Source organism: Rubinisphaera margarita, assembly GCF_022267515.1.
GTDB lineage: Bacteria > Planctomycetota > Planctomycetia > Planctomycetales > Planctomycetaceae > Rubinisphaera > Rubinisphaera margarita.
This window is the reverse complement of the sequence record NZ_JAKFGB010000014.1, coordinates 566,874-586,450: the sequence shown is the minus strand read 5'-3', so window position 1 is coordinate 586,450 and position 19,577 is coordinate 566,874. Positions and strand designations below refer to the sequence as shown.

Annotated in this window: 12 protein-coding genes; 2 read left to right on the top strand and 10 right to left on the bottom strand. The window is 57.9% G+C overall.

What is annotated here, in order from left to right; genetic code table 11:
• Positions 1-136 precede the first annotated feature (136 nt).
• Entirely contained in the window at positions 137-1,108 is a 972-nt protein-coding gene (locus tag L1A08_RS15265; protein ID WP_238757307.1) for an HDOD domain-containing protein, read from the bottom strand.
• Between the two features lie 43 nt (positions 1,109-1,151).
• A complete protein-coding gene (locus L1A08_RS15260) occupies positions 1,152-2,075 on the bottom strand; it encodes an HDOD domain-containing protein (protein ID WP_238757306.1) in 924 nt (307 codons plus the stop codon).
• 387 nt (positions 2,076-2,462) lie between these two features.
• Here L1A08_RS15260 and sthA point away from each other — a divergent pair, with 387 nt between their 5' ends.
• Together sthA and L1A08_RS15250 are read left to right on the top strand one after the other, a co-directional pair.
• Positions 2,463-3,854 (top strand): Si-specific NAD(P)(+) transhydrogenase, encoded by a 1,392-nt coding sequence (gene sthA / locus L1A08_RS15255; RefSeq protein ID WP_238757305.1) that lies wholly within the window; start codon positions 2,463-2,465, stop codon positions 3,852-3,854.
• Between the two features lie 94 nt (positions 3,855-3,948).
• Positions 3,949-4,398, top strand: coding sequence for an SRPBCC family protein (locus L1A08_RS15250; protein ID WP_238757304.1), 450 nt, complete (start codon positions 3,949-3,951; stop codon positions 4,396-4,398).
• 27 nt (positions 4,399-4,425) lie between these two features.
• Here the strand turns inward: L1A08_RS15250 and lpdA are convergent, their stop codons facing one another.
• From lpdA to L1A08_RS15210, 8 genes are all read right to left on the bottom strand, one after another.
• Positions 4,426-5,814: a dihydrolipoyl dehydrogenase gene (lpdA, locus tag L1A08_RS15245; RefSeq protein WP_238757303.1), complete on the bottom strand. Its 1,389-nt coding sequence runs from the start codon at positions 5,812-5,814 to the stop codon at positions 4,426-4,428.
• A 46-nt stretch (positions 5,815-5,860) separates the two neighbouring features.
• On the bottom strand, positions 5,861-7,087 hold the full coding sequence (gene odhB / locus L1A08_RS15240) for a 2-oxoglutarate dehydrogenase complex dihydrolipoyllysine-residue succinyltransferase (protein WP_238757302.1): 1,227 nt from the start codon (positions 7,085-7,087) through the stop codon (positions 5,861-5,863).
• 267 nt (positions 7,088-7,354) lie between these two features.
• Positions 7,355-8,734, bottom strand: a complete 1,380-nt coding sequence (locus tag L1A08_RS22860) for a UdgX family uracil-DNA binding protein (RefSeq protein WP_238757301.1) — start codon at positions 8,732-8,734, stop codon at positions 7,355-7,357.
• A 2-nt stretch (positions 8,735-8,736) separates the two neighbouring features.
• The gene (locus L1A08_RS15230; protein ID WP_238757300.1) at positions 8,737-9,990 is read right to left on the bottom strand and encodes a putative DNA modification/repair radical SAM protein; all 1,254 of its coding nucleotides are present in this window, start codon (positions 9,988-9,990) and stop codon (positions 8,737-8,739) included.
• 209 nt (positions 9,991-10,199) lie between these two features.
• Positions 10,200-11,777: a hypothetical protein gene (locus tag L1A08_RS15225; RefSeq protein WP_238757299.1), complete on the bottom strand. Its 1,578-nt coding sequence runs from the start codon at positions 11,775-11,777 to the stop codon at positions 10,200-10,202.
• Positions 11,778-12,023: 246 nt separating this feature from the next.
• Positions 12,024-12,503 (bottom strand): division/cell wall cluster transcriptional repressor MraZ, encoded by a 480-nt coding sequence (locus L1A08_RS15220; protein WP_238757298.1) that lies wholly within the window; start codon positions 12,501-12,503, stop codon positions 12,024-12,026.
• A gap of 527 nt (positions 12,504-13,030) precedes the next feature.
• Entirely contained in the window at positions 13,031-14,443 is a 1,413-nt protein-coding gene (locus L1A08_RS15215) for a BBP7 family outer membrane beta-barrel protein (RefSeq protein WP_238757297.1), read from the bottom strand.
• A gap of 162 nt (positions 14,444-14,605) precedes the next feature.
• Positions 14,606-19,390, bottom strand: a complete 4,785-nt coding sequence (locus L1A08_RS15210) for a hypothetical protein (protein ID WP_238757296.1) — start codon at positions 19,388-19,390, stop codon at positions 14,606-14,608.
• Positions 19,391-19,577: the final 187 nt, after the last annotated feature.

The window sequence follows — 19,577 nt, the reverse complement described above, 5'->3', positions numbered from 1 at the left end:
ACGCCATTTTGGCTGCAGCATGAATGGCGCGGCCTCTTGTCGCTGCGCGACCCGCCCGTCAGACGGACGGGCCACCCTCGGGATTGTTCGCGCCAAGTCATGTCGGCTGGGATACGCCTCCCGGGCACTGTAGGCGTCAAGCCGAAGCGACCGACATTTTCAGGATGCCGTCGCAGATTTCCTGCTGGCGTTCGATAGCGGAGCGGCAGCGGCGGGCGAGCGGGAAGTCGTTCTTGATCGGCAGCCCCGACTTGCGGTGCAGTTCGTCGACACGATTGACGATTGCATCGAGATCGAACGCCGGCCATTTCTGCTGCAAGAGCACGAGCTGTTCCAGGCCGGTGAAGTTCTGCCGCAGCTGATCGGGAAGCAGTGAGGCAATCGCCACGGCGGTGACCGATGTTCTCCGGAGACGCTGATCGACGAGCATGTGCAGACCGCGATGATGCATCAGGACGCCGCAGACGAGCTCTTCCGGCAGATGCCAGCGGTTGGCAAGACAAGCTCCAGCGAGAGCATGATCCCAGCCGAACTGACGGCGTTCGTAGTCCGTTAATAACTGCGGTTGTGTGTTTCGCGTTTCGACGTAGCGCACGTAATCGTCGAAATGGTCGTTGGTGATAACCGGGAGCAGGAAGTCCTGCAACAGGCCTCCGGCGAATGCCATGTCTTCATCGGCTCCGAGCAGCCTGGCGACTTCCTTGGAGAACAGCGCCTTCTGCATGCAGGCGTTCCAGAAGCAGCCCTGATGAATCAGCTTGGATTGGCGGGCGCGAACTGCGGCCTGCATTCCGGTGGTGACCATAAAGATGGTGCTCTGCCGTTGCCCGAGTAATGCGAGAGCCTGTTGAACGGAACTGGCCCGATGGCGGAGCCCGAGAGCCGACGAGTTGACATGGCGCAGCAGTTCGAGCGTCAGTCCCGAATCGGACTCGACGATGGCGGCCAGTTCTTTCAGTGACGTGTCCGGCTGTTTCGATTTCTGCATGAATTCGGTAACAGCGACCGGAAGCGCCGGCAGCTTCATGGTGGCGGGAAGCTCCGCAAATGCCAGGTCGGCCAGCTCTTCCTGAACGATTGCAGTCCAAGAAATTTCAGTCGTCGCCATGTGTTCGTTCCGCAGGTACTTGTTCAATTTTTGAGAGCGGGGCTTAACAGACCGCTTTGGCCCGTGTGTGCCGTTTGGTCAATCGCTTATGCAGCGTGATGTGATAATTCTGGTTCCCTCCCATCTCATAGAAGCCAGCCGCGATCCGCTCGGCGATCAGCTGAAGATCAAATTGCGGCCAGTGCTCCTGAAGGGTCAACAGCGAGTCGAGACCATCTGGCGTCTGATTCAAAGCGTCGGGAAGCAGCGACGAAAGCGCCACGGCTGCCACGGTCGTCTGACCGAACTCGGGATCGAGCAGAATGGCGGCCCCCTGGTGATGGTGATAAATCCCGCAAACGATCTCGCCGGGAAAATTCCATAGCCAGGCAACGTGAGCGGCTGCCTTGGCGTGATGCCAGCCGAACCGCTGCTGTTCGAAGTCGATGAGCATTCGCGGATGACTGGATCGCTCGTCCACGAAGACGCCGTAGCCATTCAACAGAGCCGACGTGAGCGCGGGCAGCAGGAAGTCCTGCAACATCGCTCCAGCGAATGCAATCTCGGGATCAACTCGCAACAAACCGGCGATCTCCCGGGCAAACAGGGCGCGCTCGAGGTTTGTTGACCAGAAATGCGAGAGGTTGATGAGCCTCGAATCGCAACGGGACATTGCCCGCTTGGCTCCGACGGTCAGGACGAATGACTGGACCTTCTTGAAGCCAAGCAGACTGATGGCCTGCTTGACCGACGAGACCGTGCATCGCAGTCCGTTTGTGCTGGAATTAACGAGCTGCAGGATATCCGCGGTCAGTCCGGAGTCCGATTCGAGGATCCTGGCCAGGTCGCCGGCGGAGACTTCTGGATCGTTGGAGCGTTTGGCGAATTCAGTGATCGCGGTCGGAAGCACCGGGAGTTTGAACTTCGGCGGAAGGGTCTGCCCATCGGCTTCCCTGAGAATTTCCTTACATGAATGCAGCCAGTCCATGGGCGTGCTCTCAACTTTCATCGAGTGGTGAAGCCGTTATCGCACACAACTAATAGGTCACAAATCTGCTACTGGAGGGGCGAACAGAGAGGGAAAACCCTCAACATGCGAGAATCCTTCCTCAAATCCGATCGGTTGAGGCCAACCCCCTCACCAGCACGTGGCCGCTTGTCCATGGTCACCCGCACTAACTCCAGGAACTTTGATCATGTGGACCGGCGTTCCCGAATGCGGTCGGGGCCCGAATCTCACTTGTCGCGTTTCCGCTGCTCCCCTAAGCTGATGCGGCGCTGGCAATTGGATGCGGCCGTCCGGAATTTTCGCTCGCGAAGGCGAAAGTGGCGGCCTGAGGCACGTGCAACGATCTACTTACCGAGGATGGAGTACATGTACGATTACGATGTCGTGGTCATCGGAACAGGACCCGGTGGCGAAGGGGCCGCCATGCAGGCGTCCAAAGAAGGTAAGAGCGTTGGCGTGATCGAGAAATACAGCCTCATCGGCGGAGGCTGCACTCACTGGGGAACAATTCCCAGTAAAGCATTGAGACATTCCATCTTCCGGATGACCGAGCTGAACTCCTCGGCGTTCACCAAAGACCTCGGAATGTCGCTCAAACTCGGCTTCCCGGAGATGCGTCGCAGTGCCGAAGCGGTGATCGCCAAGCAGGTCGACATGCGACAGGGCTTCTACAGCAGAAATCGCGTGACTCTAACGCACGGTCATGCCAGTTTTCTCGACGAACACACCATCGAAGTCTGTGAGCACAACGGCGGCTGTCAGCGAGTGACTGCCGGCGGCTTTATCATTGCGACCGGATCGCGGCCGTTCCGTCCGGAGTCGGTCGACTTCGATCATCCCCGCGTGTACGACAGCGACACCGTGTTGACGATGAATTACACGCCGACTTCGATCACGATATATGGAGCAGGCGTGATCGGCTGCGAGTACGCTTCAATGTTCCGCAACCTCGGCTGTAAGGTGAACCTCGTCAACGGACGTGACAAACTGCTCGAGTTTCTCGACGACGAGATCATCGATGCCCTCAGCTATCACCTGCGGGACCGCGGCGTGCTGATTCGCCATCGGGAGAACTTCGAGCGGGTCGAACCTCGAGACGATGGCGTCATCCTCCATTTGCAGTCGGGCAAGATGCTCAAAACCGATTGTCTGCTCTGGGCTGCGGGGCGGCAGGGCAACAGCAACGACATGGGACTCGACTCGATCGACATCGTTCCCAACAAACGGGGACAGATCGAAATCAACGACGACTTCCAGACCAAGCATGATCACATTTATGCGGTCGGGGATGTCATCGGACCTCCTTCACTGGCGTCGGCGGCTTATGTGCAGGGTCGCTACGCGGCCAGTCATTTCATCAACGGCCATGCCGATCGGGCGATGATTCAGGATATCCCTTCGGGAATTTATACCAGCCCGGAAATCAGTTCGATCGGACAGACGGAACGGGACCTTACGGAAGCTCGGATTCCGTACGAAGTCGGACACTCGATGTTCAAGAGCATCGCCCGCGCCCAGATTACGGGCCAGACCGTCGGCATGCTCAAGCTGCTGTTCCATCGGGAGACGCTGGAGATCCTGGGAATCCACTGCTTCGGAGCCAACGCCAGCGAGATTATTCACATTGGCCAGGCGATCATGTCGCAACAGGGATCGGCGAACAATCTGAAGTACTTCATGAATACCACGTTCAACTATCCCACGATGGCGGAAGCTTACCGTGTGGCCGCCCTGAACGGGTATAACCGCCTCTTCTGAGAATCGGGACTTGCCCGTTGTCGAAGTCCGCGATAATACGAGAGGGGACGCTGTTCTCCCGACTCTCTGATTCTGCGTCTATTCTGGAAGTCTCATGCCGATTTTCTCGAGCGACCTCGTCGTCCCCGCGCCCGTGAGCGACGTGTTTGAGTTCTTCATTCGTCCCGCGAACCTGCTGAAGATCAGCCCGCCGCAGATGGGACTGAAGTTCATCGACGTGCCCCCTGAGTTTGAGCACGGGGTGCAGTTCGAGTTCGCCGTGCAGACCTTCGGCATCGTCCAGAAGGTCACGCATCGCATCACGATGTTCAATCGGCCCGACATGTTCGTCGAAGAACTTGTCAAAGGTCCGGTGCCGAAGTGGATTCATACGCACCAGTTCGTCTCGGTGTCCGACACAGAAACGAAGCTCGTGGATCGAATCGAATTCGAGCCGCCCGGCGGCATCGTCGGCATGATGCTGACCGAAGACCGCATCCATGACCATCTCGACGAAGCCTTCTTCCATCGGTCTCGTCAGATCAGCCGCGAGTTCGCAAAGTAGCGGGGGATCTTAGAGATACGCTGCCGTCTAGAAGTGGATGGCGCGTTTGTCGACAGCGAGGGCGGCTTCTTTAACCGCTTCGGCGAGAGTCGGGTGAGCGTGGCAGCAGCGGGCGAGGTCTTCGCTGCTGGCATGGAACTCGATGGCGACGGCGATTTCGGCAATCAGATCGCCTGCATGCGGGCCGATGATGTGAGCCCCGAGAATGCGATCGGTGTTCTTGTCGGCAAGGATCTTGACCATCCCCTCGGCATGGCCGATGGCGCGGGCTCGCCCGTTGGCCGCAAACGGGAAGGAGCCGGAACGGTACTCGATCTTCTTCTCGGTCAGCTCCTCTTCGGTCAGACCAACGGAAGCGACTTCGGGAGTCGTGTAGACAATCGCCGGGATGGCATTGTAATTCACATGGCCGTAACCGGTCGCGATTCGCTCCACGCAGGCGATGCCCTCTTCTTCGGCTTTATGAGCGAGCATGGCTCCGCCGATGACATCGCCGATGGCGAACACGCCGGGGGTCGAGGTTTCGTAGTGCTCGTTGACCTGGATGAATCCGCGTTTGTCGGTCTGGATTCCGACCTCTTCGAGACCAAGGTTCTCGGTGTTCGGTTTGCGGCCCACGGAAACGAGCACGCGATCGCAACGAAGATCGTCTGCCCCTTCGACATGGACGTCGCAGTTCTTGCGATTCACGGTCACGCCGGTGACCTTGGCTCCGAGCTGGAACTTGAGCCCCTGGGCCTTGTAGATCTTGAGAGCCTGCTTGGCGAGTTCCCCGTCCATGCCGGGCAGAATGCGGTCGAGGTATTCGAGCACGGTGACATCGGAGCCGAGCCGTCGCCAGACGGTCCCCATTTCGAGGCCGATGGCCCCCCCGCCAATGACGACGAGTTTGTCCGGAACCTTCTCGAATTCAAGAGCTTCGGTACTCGTGACAACGCGATCCCCATCCAGCACGACGCCGGGCAGAGTCGCGGGCATGCTGCCGGTGGCAATCAGATATTTCTTCGCGGCAAGTTCCTCGGTGCCGCTGCTTGAGCGGACGACGAGCTTGTCAGGGCTCTGGAAAGTCGCATGCCCCTGAAAACGGGTCACTTTGTTCTTCTTGAACAGCCCGTCGATACCCCGAGTCAGTGTGTTGACCGTCTCGTTCTTCTGCCCGAGCATCTTCTGCAGATCGAGGTCGAGCTTGCCGACGTTGATCCCCCGGCTGCTGAAATGGCCTTTAGCTTCTTCGTAAAGTTCGCTCGATTCGAGCAGGGCCTTACTCGGAATGCAGCCGACGCGGAGACACGTGCCGCCGAGGGCTTTCTCTTTCTCGATGCAGGCGACGTTCAACCCCAGTTGAGCTGCACGAATGGCCGCAACATATCCGCCGGGGCCGGCCCCGATGACGATCAGATCGAAGGTGGTACTCATAATCAACAGACGTCGCAGCGGAGGTGAGAGTTACGGCGGGCGGAGGTCAAATCTCCATGAGCATTCGGGCGGGAGCTTCGACCACATCCTTGATGCGTTTCAGGAAGGTCACAGCTTCGCGACCATCAACCACGCGGTGATCGTAAGTGAGGGCAACATACATCATCGGACGAATGACGACTTCGCCATTCAGAGCGATTGGACGATCGAAAATCCCATGCATTCCGAGCACGCCGCTCTGTGGAGGATTGACGATCGGCGTCGAAAGCAGCGAACCATAAATGCCGCCATTGGTGATCGTAAAGGTGCCGCCTTCGAGTTCTTCCAGCGTGACCTTGTTGTCTTTGGCACGGCGGGCGAAGTCGGCGATGGCCAGTTCGATTTCGGCGAAGCTCATCCGTTCGACATTGCGGAGCACGGGAACAACCAGTCCCTTCCCGCCGCCGACGGCAATGCCGATGTCGTAGTAGTTGCGGTAGACGAGCTTATTGTCTTTGAGCTGGGCTCCGACCTGGGGCACCTGATTGAGAGCGTCGACGACAGCCTTCACGAAGAAGGACATGAAGCCGAGTTTGATATCGTACTTCTTCAGGAATTCGTCTTTGTACTGATTCCGCAGGTCCATCACGCCCGACATGTCGATTTCGTTGAATGTCGTGAGCAGGGCCGCTTCCTGCTGGGCGGAGACGAGCCGTTCAGCAATGCGGCGACGGATCGGACTGAGCGGGATGACGTCTTCCGAACGCATCGGTTGAGAAAAGCCAGGACCGGACGCAGTCCCATGCTCGGTTGCGCGGATGACGTCTTCCTTGAGTATACGTCCGCCGGGGCCTGTCGGAGCCACCTGACCAGCATCCATGCCTCGCTGAGCGAGTTCGCGGGATGCGGCCGGCATCACTTTGGAATCGCCTGAGGAAGAAGGGGCTTTCCCGCTCGACTCCAGGGGGCGTTTCGCCGCGTCCTCTTTCTGGCCACCCGACGAATTCCCGTCGGAAGACTTCTTCGAGGACCCGGAGTCCTGACCGGCGGGCGCAGCGGCTTCTTCGAAGTAGCCGATGACATCGCCGACGGCTGCCCGTTCACCGGCCTTCTTGAGAATCCGGGTGATCTTGCCACCAGCGGGGGCAGGAACGTCGAAGGTGGCCTTATCCGTTTCGAGTCCCACGATGTCGGTGTCGGTTGCGACCCATTTGCCCTCGGGAATGTACCATTCGCCGATCTGGACTTCTGAAATCGATTCACCTACAGCCGGGACTACGATCTCCATTGCCATGGAATGCTCCGAGTCGCTTTCAGGGGATGTCGCGACGTTGATAGTGGACTGCACCCGCTGCAATTCCGTTCTTATCCCAGCGTAGTGCTCAAGCTTGTGCCTGATCCTGTGAGAATAAAGGCCCCAATAGTTCCGTCAACTAAGGCGTAAGTCAAAAATGGAAAAGGGTTTGAAATTCCAACCATGAAGCGTGTACCTCTCTCCAGACTCGCCAACCGCTTTGTGGCGATTGCTGAGAAATGGGGCGAGGTGCCGCAAAACTGAACGTTAACGAACTGCTGCCAGATCGAGTGTTAAATCATCCTTCATCTGCCGACGCCGATCCTGATCCGGCATTCGTAGAATCGCCGCGGGATGCCAGGTGGCAATCGTGCGGTCGCACCACTCAGACTTCATCATCTCGCCCCGCTGACGGGTGATCCGAAAATCCCGGCCGAGCAGCGCCTGAGCGGCTGTCGCCCCCAGTAGCACGATTGAGGAGGGTTTGAGGATCTCCAGTTCTGCTTCGAGCCACGGTCGGCAGGCACTGATTTCGCGGGCATTCGGCTTCTGATGCAAACGCCGCTTTCCTTTGTGTGTGAACTTGAAGTGCTTAACGACATTCGTGATGTAGACACTGGCCCGGTCGATCTTCGCGCCTGCGAGTGCTTCATCAAGAAGTTGCCCGGCCGGGCCGACAAAGGGCTCGCCTTCGAGATCTTCACGATCGCCGGGTTGCTCGCCGATAATCACGATTTCGGGCTTCTTCGCGCCCGCTCCGAACACGGTCTGTGTGGCGTGTTCGTGGAGGTGACAGGCTTTGCAGTGTTGAGCCGCCTCTGCCACGTTCTTCCAGGTCATCCTCTCGGGGAAGTACGAGGTGGCTGTCGTCTCAAAACCTTCGCGTGTGTTGATCATGGCCGTCACCCTTTGTCCCGCCTGTTCGAGCATTTCGGGAATGAGTGCTGTTTCCGGGAGAGTCGGCCAGTGACGGACCGGCATCTCCTTCTTCATTGTTTTCATTTTAATCCGGGCCGGATTGAACGTGGAGACGTAATATGTCTTCCAGAGATCTTCCAGCACATCGCCTTCCGGAGCCTCCGAAGCGGGAACGCCGGGGCCGTATCTCAGTTCCTGCTGATCCCAGCTGACCGATTCGGCCGGCGTGAGAATCGTCCATTCCATTGCGGGAAACCGGCGAGCAAAAAAGGGAGCGGCGAGCCGGACGATCCGATGATCGGGACGATGCCAGGCGATGAACCGCTCCTCAGAGCCGACCTCGACTTTCCGAAATCGCACGAAGGCTTTCATCTTGTGAACATCACGCGTGACGGCTTTGTGCATTCGCTGAAATCGCGAGACGTCGTCATCAGCGGAGTCCTTCAGCAGGTGACGCTCGCCGTGCGTGAGTCGCCAGAGCATGCGATAGAGTAATTCCCAGCGACTCACATCCAGATGACAGGCCACCGTTCGAGCCCGCTCGATGAACTCCGGCGGAACAGAGAAATTCTGCGTTCCCGCTGATTGCCCGGCATGAGCGGATTCCGGAGTGAACAGTGTTTGTGACGGGCCGGCCCAGGTGACTTCTTCTGGCGAAATTCCTGCCGCGAGTAATTCCCGCGCGGATTCCCGCCATTCTTCGAACGTTTCCACAGCACGGAGCGGCACGGCTACACCTCACCCGTTGTGGCGGATGTCGCCGCGTCGAACAGCAACAGTTGCTTGCGGGCTGGCTGGAGCTGCTGTCTCAGATTCAGACTCTCCAGATTGAGCAAACCGGGATTTCGATCGGCGGTCTGCACGAAGATTCGCGTTCGCTTCCATGCGACACGAAGCTTTTTGAGATCTTCGCTGCGAAGCTGTCGGTGGCGGCGGATCTGCAGAACGCGATCGACCGAACGAACGCCCATTCCGGGAACGCGGAGCAACTCTTCCCGAGAGGCCCGGTTCACATCGACCGGGAAAAAGTGACGATTGGCGAGCGCCCAGGCAAGTTTCGGATCGATATCGAGTGCGAGATTGCGATCGGCCTCCGTGACGATTTCTTCCGACGAAAAACCGTAGAACCGCATGAGCCAGTCGGCCTGATAGAGACGATGCTCGCGGACCAGCGGCGGCGATTGCGCAGGCAGCCGGGCGTCGGCGTGGGGAATCGGACTGTAAGCGGAGTAGTAAACGCGACGGAGATTCTGACCGGTATAGAGTTCGGTGGCGGTTTGCAGGATCTCCTGATCGGACGTGGGCGTGGCTCCCACAATCATCTGAGTGCTTTGACCGGCGGGTGCGAATCGCGGAGCATTGAAGCCCTCTTTCCGGTCGGCTTTGAACTCGTCAATCTTCTCACGGATGCCCGACATCGACTGCACGATCTCGACCTTTTTCTTTTCGGGCGCGAGCTGATGCAGATCGTTTTCGGTCGGCAACTCGATGTTGACGCTGAGACGATCGGCCCAGAGCCCCGCCTCCTGAATCAGTTCGGGATCGGCATTGGGAATCGTCTTGAGATGAATGTATCCCCCATACTGATGCTCCTGCCGCAGTGTCTTCGCGACAAGCGTAAGCTGCTCCATGGTGTAGTTCGAGTTCTGGATGATGCCCGAACTCAAAAAGAGCCCTTCGATGTAGTTCCTGCGGTAGAACTCAAGAGTCAGTGAGACGACTTCTTCCACCGTGAAGCGGGCGCGGGGCGTGTCGCTGGAGATGCGATTCACGCAGTACTGGCAGTCGTAGATGCAGTAGTTTGTGAGCAGGATTTTGAGCAGCGAGACACAGCGGCCATCGGGAGTGTAACTGTGACAGATTCCCATCCCTTCAGTACTGCCGAGTTTGCTGCCCGGACGTGTGGCCTTCGAGCCGCTACTTGCACAGGAAGCATCGTACTTGGCGGCATCGGCCAGAATCGCCAGCTTCTCGCGCACGTCCATGCAAATCCCCGCCCCTGCTCTCGTTTGTTTCGTAACGAGCTATTATAGGCGCAGCCGCTCCGATCCAAGAGGGGCCGATGAGGAAAGTGCGGGCAGAAAGACGCATTCGGTGATTGTCGGACCTGTCAAAGACGGGGCCCTCACTGGCTGCGATTCCCCGGGCAAAGTCACCTGCCCCGATGACTACGCCACCGCGAAACAACGTTTCCTTATTCCGTGGACTCGGCAACAGAGTGCAGATTCACGTTTCTCAGATCGAGTTCGTAAAGGATCTGGTTGTAGTTGTACCGGGGTGTCTTGTGGAGATTGCCAGAGAAATCGTTCGTGTAAGTTCCTTCGAAGTAGACGGTGGCTCCTCCATCGCGATCGAGGAACGGGTGATGGCAGACGTTGTAGAAGGTTTGACGATCATGAGTGACGATCTTCTTCGCGTAACGAAACGGTCCGGTCGGTTCGTCGGCTTCGGAATACCAGACTTCACCGAGATGCGATGCGGTTCCGTTGATCTGACCAGCGATGAGCATCCACTTCTGACGGAAGTCGTTCCAGTGCACCGTGCCCCGATGCAATTGAACAAGTTCGGAGGGATCGTCGAGGTTGCGAGGAAGAAAACGTGCGGAGTCCGGCGGCAGCTTTCCGGCTTCCACCCACTCCTGTTCCTGAGCGGAGTCGACAGGTGAAAGCTCCGTCTGCCAGCGCCAGGCATCGGGGTGGATGGCGGGGGATTGTCCGTCGTGCGCGGGAGAGACACAGGTCCGTGCTTCATAGCGGGCCGGATTGAGGACGTCTTCGTAGCGGGCGGGAACCCGTACGTTGGGGCAGGGGCTGCCGAACAGGATCCACTCGGTGCCTTCATCTTCGATGAGGATCGGATGTCCTGACGGCTTTCGCCAGGTCTCCGTCAACGGGAGTTGAGCGACTGGCTCGAAGATCTGCAGTTCGTCGTTGAACACGGCGATCCCCTGCTCCAGTTCGGTGCTGAGATTCTTTCGACGTGAATAGTGTCCGACCAAGCGTTCGCGGCCGAAGGCATCAGGGACGACAAAGACACTTTCCACCCAGACAACTCCCTCCGGCCGTTCGGGAAGCGGCATCATCGCGCGGGCAAAGCCGGTTTTCTCGTCGGTGAAGTAGTCGTAGGGCAATCCCTGCTCGACGGAAATAACCTGCCCCTGTTCGGGAAGCGGTGTTGTCGCTCCGGCCATGCGGAACAGGCCGAGCGGATAGCTCATTCGCTGCGTGTCGCCCCAGAAGTGGTAGATACGATCCTGGTAGACAACCGGCTGGATGGAATCCTGACCGGCGACCTTTCCGGGATGACTGCTTTCCGGAAGCGGACGTTCATAACCGAGCAGCAGCGTATCGCGGAACTTTCCTTCTCCAGTGAGACGACAGACGCGGCGGGCGAGCTGGGTTCTTCGCAGACGGATCTCGACTGGTTCACCGGGCCGGGGGACCACCCGGACACCTTCCATGCCGAAGCCATCTTTGGGGGATTGATACCCATGACTGTGAATGAAGAAGAAGAGCTCTTCACCGAGCAGGCCTGGTTCCTGGAACGCAATTCGCCCGCAGTTGTCGGTGACGAACAGCAGTCCGTTGACGGTGCGAAGTTCGACGAGTGGAATGCCCTGATGGGACTCGGCATCAAGGACGCGAATTTCTGCCCAGTCCGATTTGGGCAGAGATTCCACACCGGCTACCTGAGCGCGGACCGGAACGATGAAAGAGTTCAGCGGGAGAATGAGGGCGAGAAAGAAGACTCGCCACGGGAGAGCGCGTCGCATGAATCAATCCTCAACAGAGAGGCGACGGGTGTCAGATCCGTTCATCATGCACATGCCCCGGCAAAGGGGCAAGAGCTGCCGGGCAGCCGGGGGCGATTCGAGAAAAAGCTTTCCGGGCCAGTGGAGTGTCATCTCCTGCATCCGTGCATTGGGCCCGTCCTTGGGTATTGGGGGAGCAACTCTGTTTCGCTGAGTGAGCTACGCCTTTGCCAGTTCTGACCCGGAAAGCATCTCGAAAGTGTTTGCTTAGGAACTCAACTCCTTGAAGAGTCCATTGAATTCAGGCATCTCGTCTTTGAGCGTGTCGAGCCAGGCTTCCTGACTCCAGACCTCAACACAGACGACAGCTCCCACGACAACCACGTCCTGGTTGGGAGCCACGTTCAGAAAATTCCGAAAGCCTTCAGGAATTAAGAGTCGGGAACGATTCGCCAGTTTGACGGAAACCTGACGGGTGGAAAGCAGTCGACCAAGCCGTTGCACTTCGTCCCATCGCTGTTCGAGGCGACCAGCTGCAATCTTCTGACGAATGATTTCGACACCCTGGTCGAGCCGGTTTTGCCACTTCGCCGCAGACCAGAGACTCAGACATCCATATCGCTCCTTCACGACAATCGTTTCGCCGTGTTCGTCAGTAATTGCAGAGGCAAACTCAGGGGGCAACGAAAGGCGATGCCGTTCGTCAATCGTCCGCTTGAATTCACCAGTGATAATGGGCTCGCTCATTCCGCAGGGGTTTCACTCATGAGTCTGGGCGATTTCCGGGATAGCTTGCTCATTACGCGGTCCAATCTAATGGGCGGAAATCCCATTTTCAAGCGCGATCATTGGAGCTTCTGGGTAGAAATCCCATTTTCGCGCGAAGCCCCGCGAAACGGGGATTTTAGCAGCGAGTGGCACGAGAAATCGGCGCAGCCCCGGTCCGATGTCCGATAACGGGGGACGGGCGGTTCAATGCGGAGCAGAAGGCTCCTCGAGAAGAATGGTTCGATACGGAGAAGGACTCCGGAACCGGTCGGGGATTACGTCCTCAGGACTTCAATCCCCGTCCTCAGCTACTGCGTTCGTCGGTCTACCCATCTCTGGCGCCGCCGACCAGCAGTGACCGCAATGGGAACGCATCGATGAGGACAGTCGTTGAACCGTAGCCCGATCGCCGAAATGCCCCACCGAGTTTCCTCGCGGCCATTTCGGCTCGAACCGGCTTCGTGTGCTGTTTTCCGAAGTGCGTTCCTGCACGGCAGCGATCGGATCTAGAACTCGAAGATCGCTCCGACGCTCAAGCCCTGGATGAGGGCACTGGTTTCAATTGGGTCGACGTAGAAGTCGGGCGTGATATCGCCGTCGTCGTCGTAGATGATCGTCTCACCCGGTCGCACGATGGCGTCCATGAACAACACGTCCCAGGACGCGTACAGGTAGAAATTCTCCTGAAGGCGAATCTTCGTGTACATCGCCAGGCTGAGAACAGGCGAAAGTTTGTCCTGCGTGACTTTGTCGTACGTCGGATCGGTTGATTCATCGTCCGGGGTGAGCGGATCGTCGCCGGTAAACAGGGCGTTGGTATTCATTCGGGCGTCAATGTGATTGAAGGCCAGCGTGAAGGCCGGCTGCGCACCGAGAATGAAATAGTCATCAACCAGTTCAATCCGAGCTCCGATCTGTGGACCATACATCTGATTGATCGTATCGGCTTCGATGGTCGCCGTGCGGAAATAGGTGATCTCGTTGTTATTGACGTCGGTGGTCACCTCGCTATCGACGCCGGTCTGCCTCATGTTCTCGTCGAGCTTCATGTACCGGAAGCCGAGCATGTGCTTGAAATGGAAGCCGTTCTTGGGCCGTTTGTCGTCCCAGAAGTAATTGAACTCGGTCCCGAACAGACTCGACTCGTAGTTGACTGCGTAGGAGGTATCGAAAATGAGTGCGCTGTTCGCGATGGTGGAATCTCGCAGGAGCGGAATCGCTGTCACGCCGTCGAAATCGACCGTGGGCGTCGCCGCTGTTCCTCCGAGGAGGTTGTTGCGGAGGATATAGGGACCTGCGGCGCCGCTCCGGTTGGTCTGGAAGATCCACCAGGCGCTGGCTTCGAAAGTTCCCTCGAGAGTTTCAAGACCGTATTTCAGTCGCATCCCGTTCATGCTGTTCAGATCGATGAGGCCCATTCGCTGAGCGTAGCCGAGCCGTGTGCCTCCAATGTCGTTGACAGGCGGAGCTCCGGAGGAACGATCGAACGCCAGATAACCCAGGTCGGGGTTCTCTTCGTTGAGCACGGATTCGCCGATGATCTCATCGTTGGACTGATCGAGATTCCAGAGCATGTAGTCGATCTGGAGCCAGGACTGATCGGCGACCTGATACAGAAAGCGGTCGATGGGCGAGGTCTCTTCGTAGACACCGCCTCGATCGGCCGGCAGCTGTTCGTAGTACTGACGCCGTGAATCCCAGGGGAGACTGCTGCCAAAACTGTCGCCGAATCCGGGAGCCGGAGGCTGGGCCTGAACGCTCACTGGTTTCAGCAGCGACAGGCACAGGGCACCAAGAGCAGCCGAGCCAAACAGGAGGCCGCGACGCCAGCCGGTGCGACGGCGTCCGAGGGCGGTCGTCGAGTCTGGCAGATCCGCCGTGAAGTGGCGAGAACTGCCGCGAGTCCAGAATGAGATCATAGCTCTATTCCCGAAGTATGTTTTCGGCAAAGCCCGGAGAGAAGAAATCCATCTGTTCATGCTGAGTTCCTGGTGGCTTCTTCCTGCTGGGCGACTGAGGGAATCGTCAGGAGATTAAACAAGAGGAGTTGGAAGGGACGGTTCGTGTCCGCCCCCGCCGTCTTACGGAACAAAGATGCCGTTGAACTGCAGCTGTCCGGTGAAGTCGCCGCCGATTGGTCCGTCGAACAGCAGATCCGGGTTAGTCAGCAGGGCTCCGGTCGGATTAATTCGCACGGTATTGTCCGAAGAGCTGTTGAGTGTGATTTCGCCGCTGGCGGCGTCGAACTCGGTCACAATGATGTCGTTGACCAGGAACAGGAAGCCGGTGAACGGATCGATAAACGAACCGGAGTCATCGATGAAGATCGTGTTTCCACCGATATCAATGTCGGCGACACCCGAGACGTTGTCGAAGAAGAAGACTCGCTGATCCTCGATCACAGTCGCCGTATTGGTTCCAGTGATGTTGTCAGAATCTTCAAGGACCTGGATTTCCAGATTCTGGATCGAGACATCTGCATCGGTTTCCAGGTCGAAGAAGAAGACCGGACCGTTCGCAACCGTAATATCGGCGATCGTCGGGTCATTGAAGGAGTTCCCCAGTTCGGTCAAGCCGTCGTTGTCGGTATCGTCCACGAGGATGAAGGCATCACCATCTCCCTCGTCGATGAACATGAAACCGATGGAGTCCTGCTCTTCGAGATTCAGGAAGTTGTCGATGGCCGTGAAGACGATATCGTCGTCATCATTGGTGTCCGTCGAATTATGAATGAAGCTGATTGCTCCCTGGACAGTCGCGTTGGGGTTCCCAACGAAGTTGTCGTCGTCGCTCTCCATGGAGTTCATGGCAACGTTCATGTTGACCCGCGAGTTTCCGCCGCCGGAGTCGCGGTACTGGACGAAACCCTGGAAGAAGACGTCGGAATCATTTTCGAAGGCATTGTTGTTGACAATGAATCCGAACTCCGAGCCAGCCGTGCCGGTGTCGAGCAATCCGACCGTGTTATCGATCGAACTGTTGACCATGAGGATGGAGAACTGTGAGTCTTGCTCGTCGAATGTATTCTGATCGTCATCGGCGGTCGGATCGACGAAGTCGGGCGTACGGGATCCGACAACAAGATCATAGAAGGTTGGCGTTCCCTCGATGCTGGTGTTCTCCGAGTTGAGAGCCAGCGTCATCCGCGATCGGATGGTTGCTGCCTCCAGAACACCGAATGTCGCTGGATCGGGAATTGCCTGATTGTTCGTGAACTCTGACCCGGTAATCTCGGCGGCTACGACGTTCAGCAGGTCGATCGCCTCTTCAAAGTTCTGAGTGAAGTCGGAGTCATCGACTTCGAGATCATCGATGGCGACCGCCAGAATCCCTTTCGTGTTCTGAGTGAATTCAGCGTTGAGCACTTCCAGAGAGAAGCTGCGGCGATCGCTGAAGATCCTTCGATCGTCGATATCCGGAGACAGAGCGATTTCCCGGAGTCGAACCGCACTGTTGTCGACGTAGATACCGGCTTCTTCTTCGGTTGGCCCGAGCAGGAATCCTGTTCCCGCCTGAATGAGATCTCCGGAGAGGAAGGTGGCCTGACCTTTGACATTCGCCAGGTGAACCCCGTGATCGGGAGCCTGGACCGATTCGACGTCATCGAGTTCGATTCCGAGCTGTGTCAGATTGAAACCGAGCGGGTTATCGTCGACTGCACTGTCAGCCATGAAGATTTCGACGGCCGTTGCGAATGTCGAGGACACCGTGCCGCCGTTGATCGCGATCTCCTGATTGTTGTAACCGAAGATCCCAGTCGCGAGCACGTCGATATCGACTTCGTTGACGGTCACAGTCCCGGTGTTACGTCGCATATCCAGAGCGGCGACCTGGGCAGCCAATTCGGCTGCGGTCGGCTCATTGTCATCGAGGAAGTCGATATCGGTCGCGATGAAGTTATCAATATTGAGAGCAGTGAAGAAGACGTCCCCGATCTGATCCAGGATCAATACCTGAGAGGGGTTGGCCGCGGTGCTGGCATTCACGCTCGCTCCGCTTGTGAACGTGACATCGCCGGTGTTCTGGCTGATGAAGATCGACGTCCCGGCGGAGTTGTTGACCGTCACCGGAACAGCGAAGGTCACGTCCGATTCGTATCCCGTACCGGCGACCGAGTTGTTCGGGGGACCAGCGGGAGGATCGCTACCAACGATGAGGGCGGCTCCACCGGCTCCCTGGTTACCGCCTGCACGGTTGATGGTGAGTGAGCCGACGCCCGAACCGCCGAGCCAGCGGAACGTTCCTGGTGCAGCATCCGGGAAGACATCCACATCATTGGTAATCCGCAGGGCCGCTCCGCCGGAATCGTTGATTGTCATTCCGTTGTTCAGCGTCAGATTACCGCTTTGATTCTGGAAGAACTCAAATCCGGCAGCTGTTCCGGCCGTAGTGGGATCGTACTGAATTGTGGTCGTCGCCGAGGTCTGGAAGACGGTATTCCCCGTGGTATTGGCGATGAAGATCCCCGAGATGTCCCGATCGAGGTCATTGAGCAACAGGGGCTGCACGAAGCTGACATTCGCCGGCGTCGGCTGAATCGGATTGGTGATCAGACCGATCTGAATGGCATTCTCGGCGGGATTGAGGATCGTGAACGGAATCCCGGAAGGGTTCCCGTCCGTGCGAGTGCCCGAGATGATGATGTCGCCACCAACGCCGGGGAAGATTCCGACGCCGTTACCGCGGCTGTTGACGATCGTGGTGCTGACCGGGATCATCACATCGCTCTGTGAAGCTCCGGTGATCATGATCCCGTCACCACCGAGGTCGTTGGTGATCACATCGATCCAGTCGACCGAACCGCCTGTCGTCGCCTGAATCAGCAGGTCGTGGTTGTCGCCCGGCGTTCCGAGTGTCGTATCTGGGATAATTGCCGAGCCATTGTCCCGGTTGACGATGACGGAATCGACACGAGACCCCGTTTCACCGCGAGTCGAGGACTCCATCGTGATAATGGGGTCTCCGCCCTGCACGAAGAATTCGTGGTTGCCGGACTGGTTGATGATCATGCTTTCCAGCTGATAGGTGCCGGTGAGCCCATTGAACGCGACCCCGTTGACCTCGGCTCCGTGAATATCGACGAAGCGGGTTTGAGTGGTGGTCGTCAGCGTTGCGAACTCAATTCCGGTGCCCAGTGGGCCATTCCCCGGCGTCACGGTCGTGTTCGGATTGAACCCGTCAGAATCGCCAGATGTTGGATCGGTCCCATCAGGATTGCCGAGTACGAAACCGGAGAACTCGGTGAACTCGTTGGAGATGACTGAACCGCCGAGGTTGGTCACCAGATCGAACGTCACACCCGGGCCTGCCGGCGCACCGAGATTGGTGAAGAGCGGACGAGCATCGAAGACGCCGTCGTTGTAGTCGCCGCGTGCACGGGGGAAGAGCTGTTCCCCAAACTCGTTGTAATCGATGAGGTGTTCGACACGGTCACCACCGCCGAGAAATCGCTTTCCGTCGGGGACGACGATGGTCGGCTCGGAATCAAACTGCGAGCCGCTCCAGGTGTAGACGATATCGTAGTCATCGATGGGAACTGCATTCCCACCGTTGACGGCGTTTTCGATGGTGTTGAACGGATTCTCGAACGTACCGGCTCCGGGAGCGTTGGCCCCGGTGATGGAGTCGACGTGGACGACGAAGTAAGGCAGTCCGGTTGTCGGATTGATTGCCACCTGATCGGGCTCGAGGACAGCGACCTCGGCTTTGGGAATCGTCCAGAGTCGAGTTGGAGGCAGGACCATCCGGTCCCAAGTCCGAGAGCGTTCGCCAATTTCGCCATGTGGATCGAACGTCCAGGAGGCGTTAACGGCGACGCGAGTGTCGAACGTATTATCGTGGGTCACTGTCAGATCGACATCGAGATAACGGAGGAAGTTGGCTTCGAGTTTGCCGGACCAGCCCCAGATATCGTCGAGGTCTTCGTGATTGAAGTTATAGAAACCGGTCGAAGCCCGCATGTCGAATCGCTGGGCGAACTCGGTTCCGATGGGGGTTCCCCACATCGTATCGAAGCCCTGCAGAGCAAAGCCAGACGTGCGGATCTGATCGAAGAGAACATTGTTGCCTTCGAATCGCTGTGAACCGTTCACGAAATCGAGACCGACATCCTGTTTCTTCAGGTCGATCGGAATGTAGATGTTGGCATCCCAGTCGAGAATCCGCCCGTGAGATTCGAGCGTGACAGCGACTTCGCGGAAATCTTCCGGGTAGGTCGCGTCGATGTCGTACCAGGCGATCATCCCGAGTGTGCGATCCATCTGCGGGAAGTAATGACGGAAACCGGCACCGACCGATCCGCCCAGTCGACCGGAATGGATGGCCCACAGGCGCAGGTCGGCCAGGAACATGGTCTCTTCCCAGAATGTGTAGGGAAGAGCTTCAATGTAGGAGAGCGATTCTTCGGTACCGACGGTGCGACCGCCCTGGGTTCCGACGCGGAAGTAGTACCCCATGCCCCGTTCCTGGAACATCTGCTGGGGCTGCCCCGCGTTCATGGAGAAGTAATCCTGCTCCGGCGCGCCGATGCTGTATGTCGGCTGATTTCCTTCGATGGCAACCGTTCCGGGCAACGCCGGAGGTCTCATCTCATCGGCGGCCTGCATCTGCATGCTGCCGAACATCAGGGAGACGATCGTGCAGGCCGTCGCCGTGGCTGCTTTTCGGCCGAATCGCGAAGACAGGCGGAGCGGATTGATAGTCTTCATAAGGGAGGCCAGCGGCTTGAGCGATCCTGAGATCCCAGTGCCGGTCCACACGGATTCCGCCCCCCTCCACGCGAGTTGAGGGACGTAACGCCGGTTGTCGCTGCGTTGCTTGCGCAACAGCGTGGCAATACGGTGGACGGTCTTGGTGAAGATATTCATGCGGGCGGGCCCTGTCGTGCGTAATGTCACTGGAGGTCGCAACACGGACGTCACCTGGAATCAGGGGATCTGTGATGGGAATTGAACGACGCCGGTCCGGAACGGAAACAGCATTCGTTTGACGATGGGAAGGAATACCAATCGGAGCGGCCGCTCAGAGGAGACGGACGGACAGATCGGATGAGTG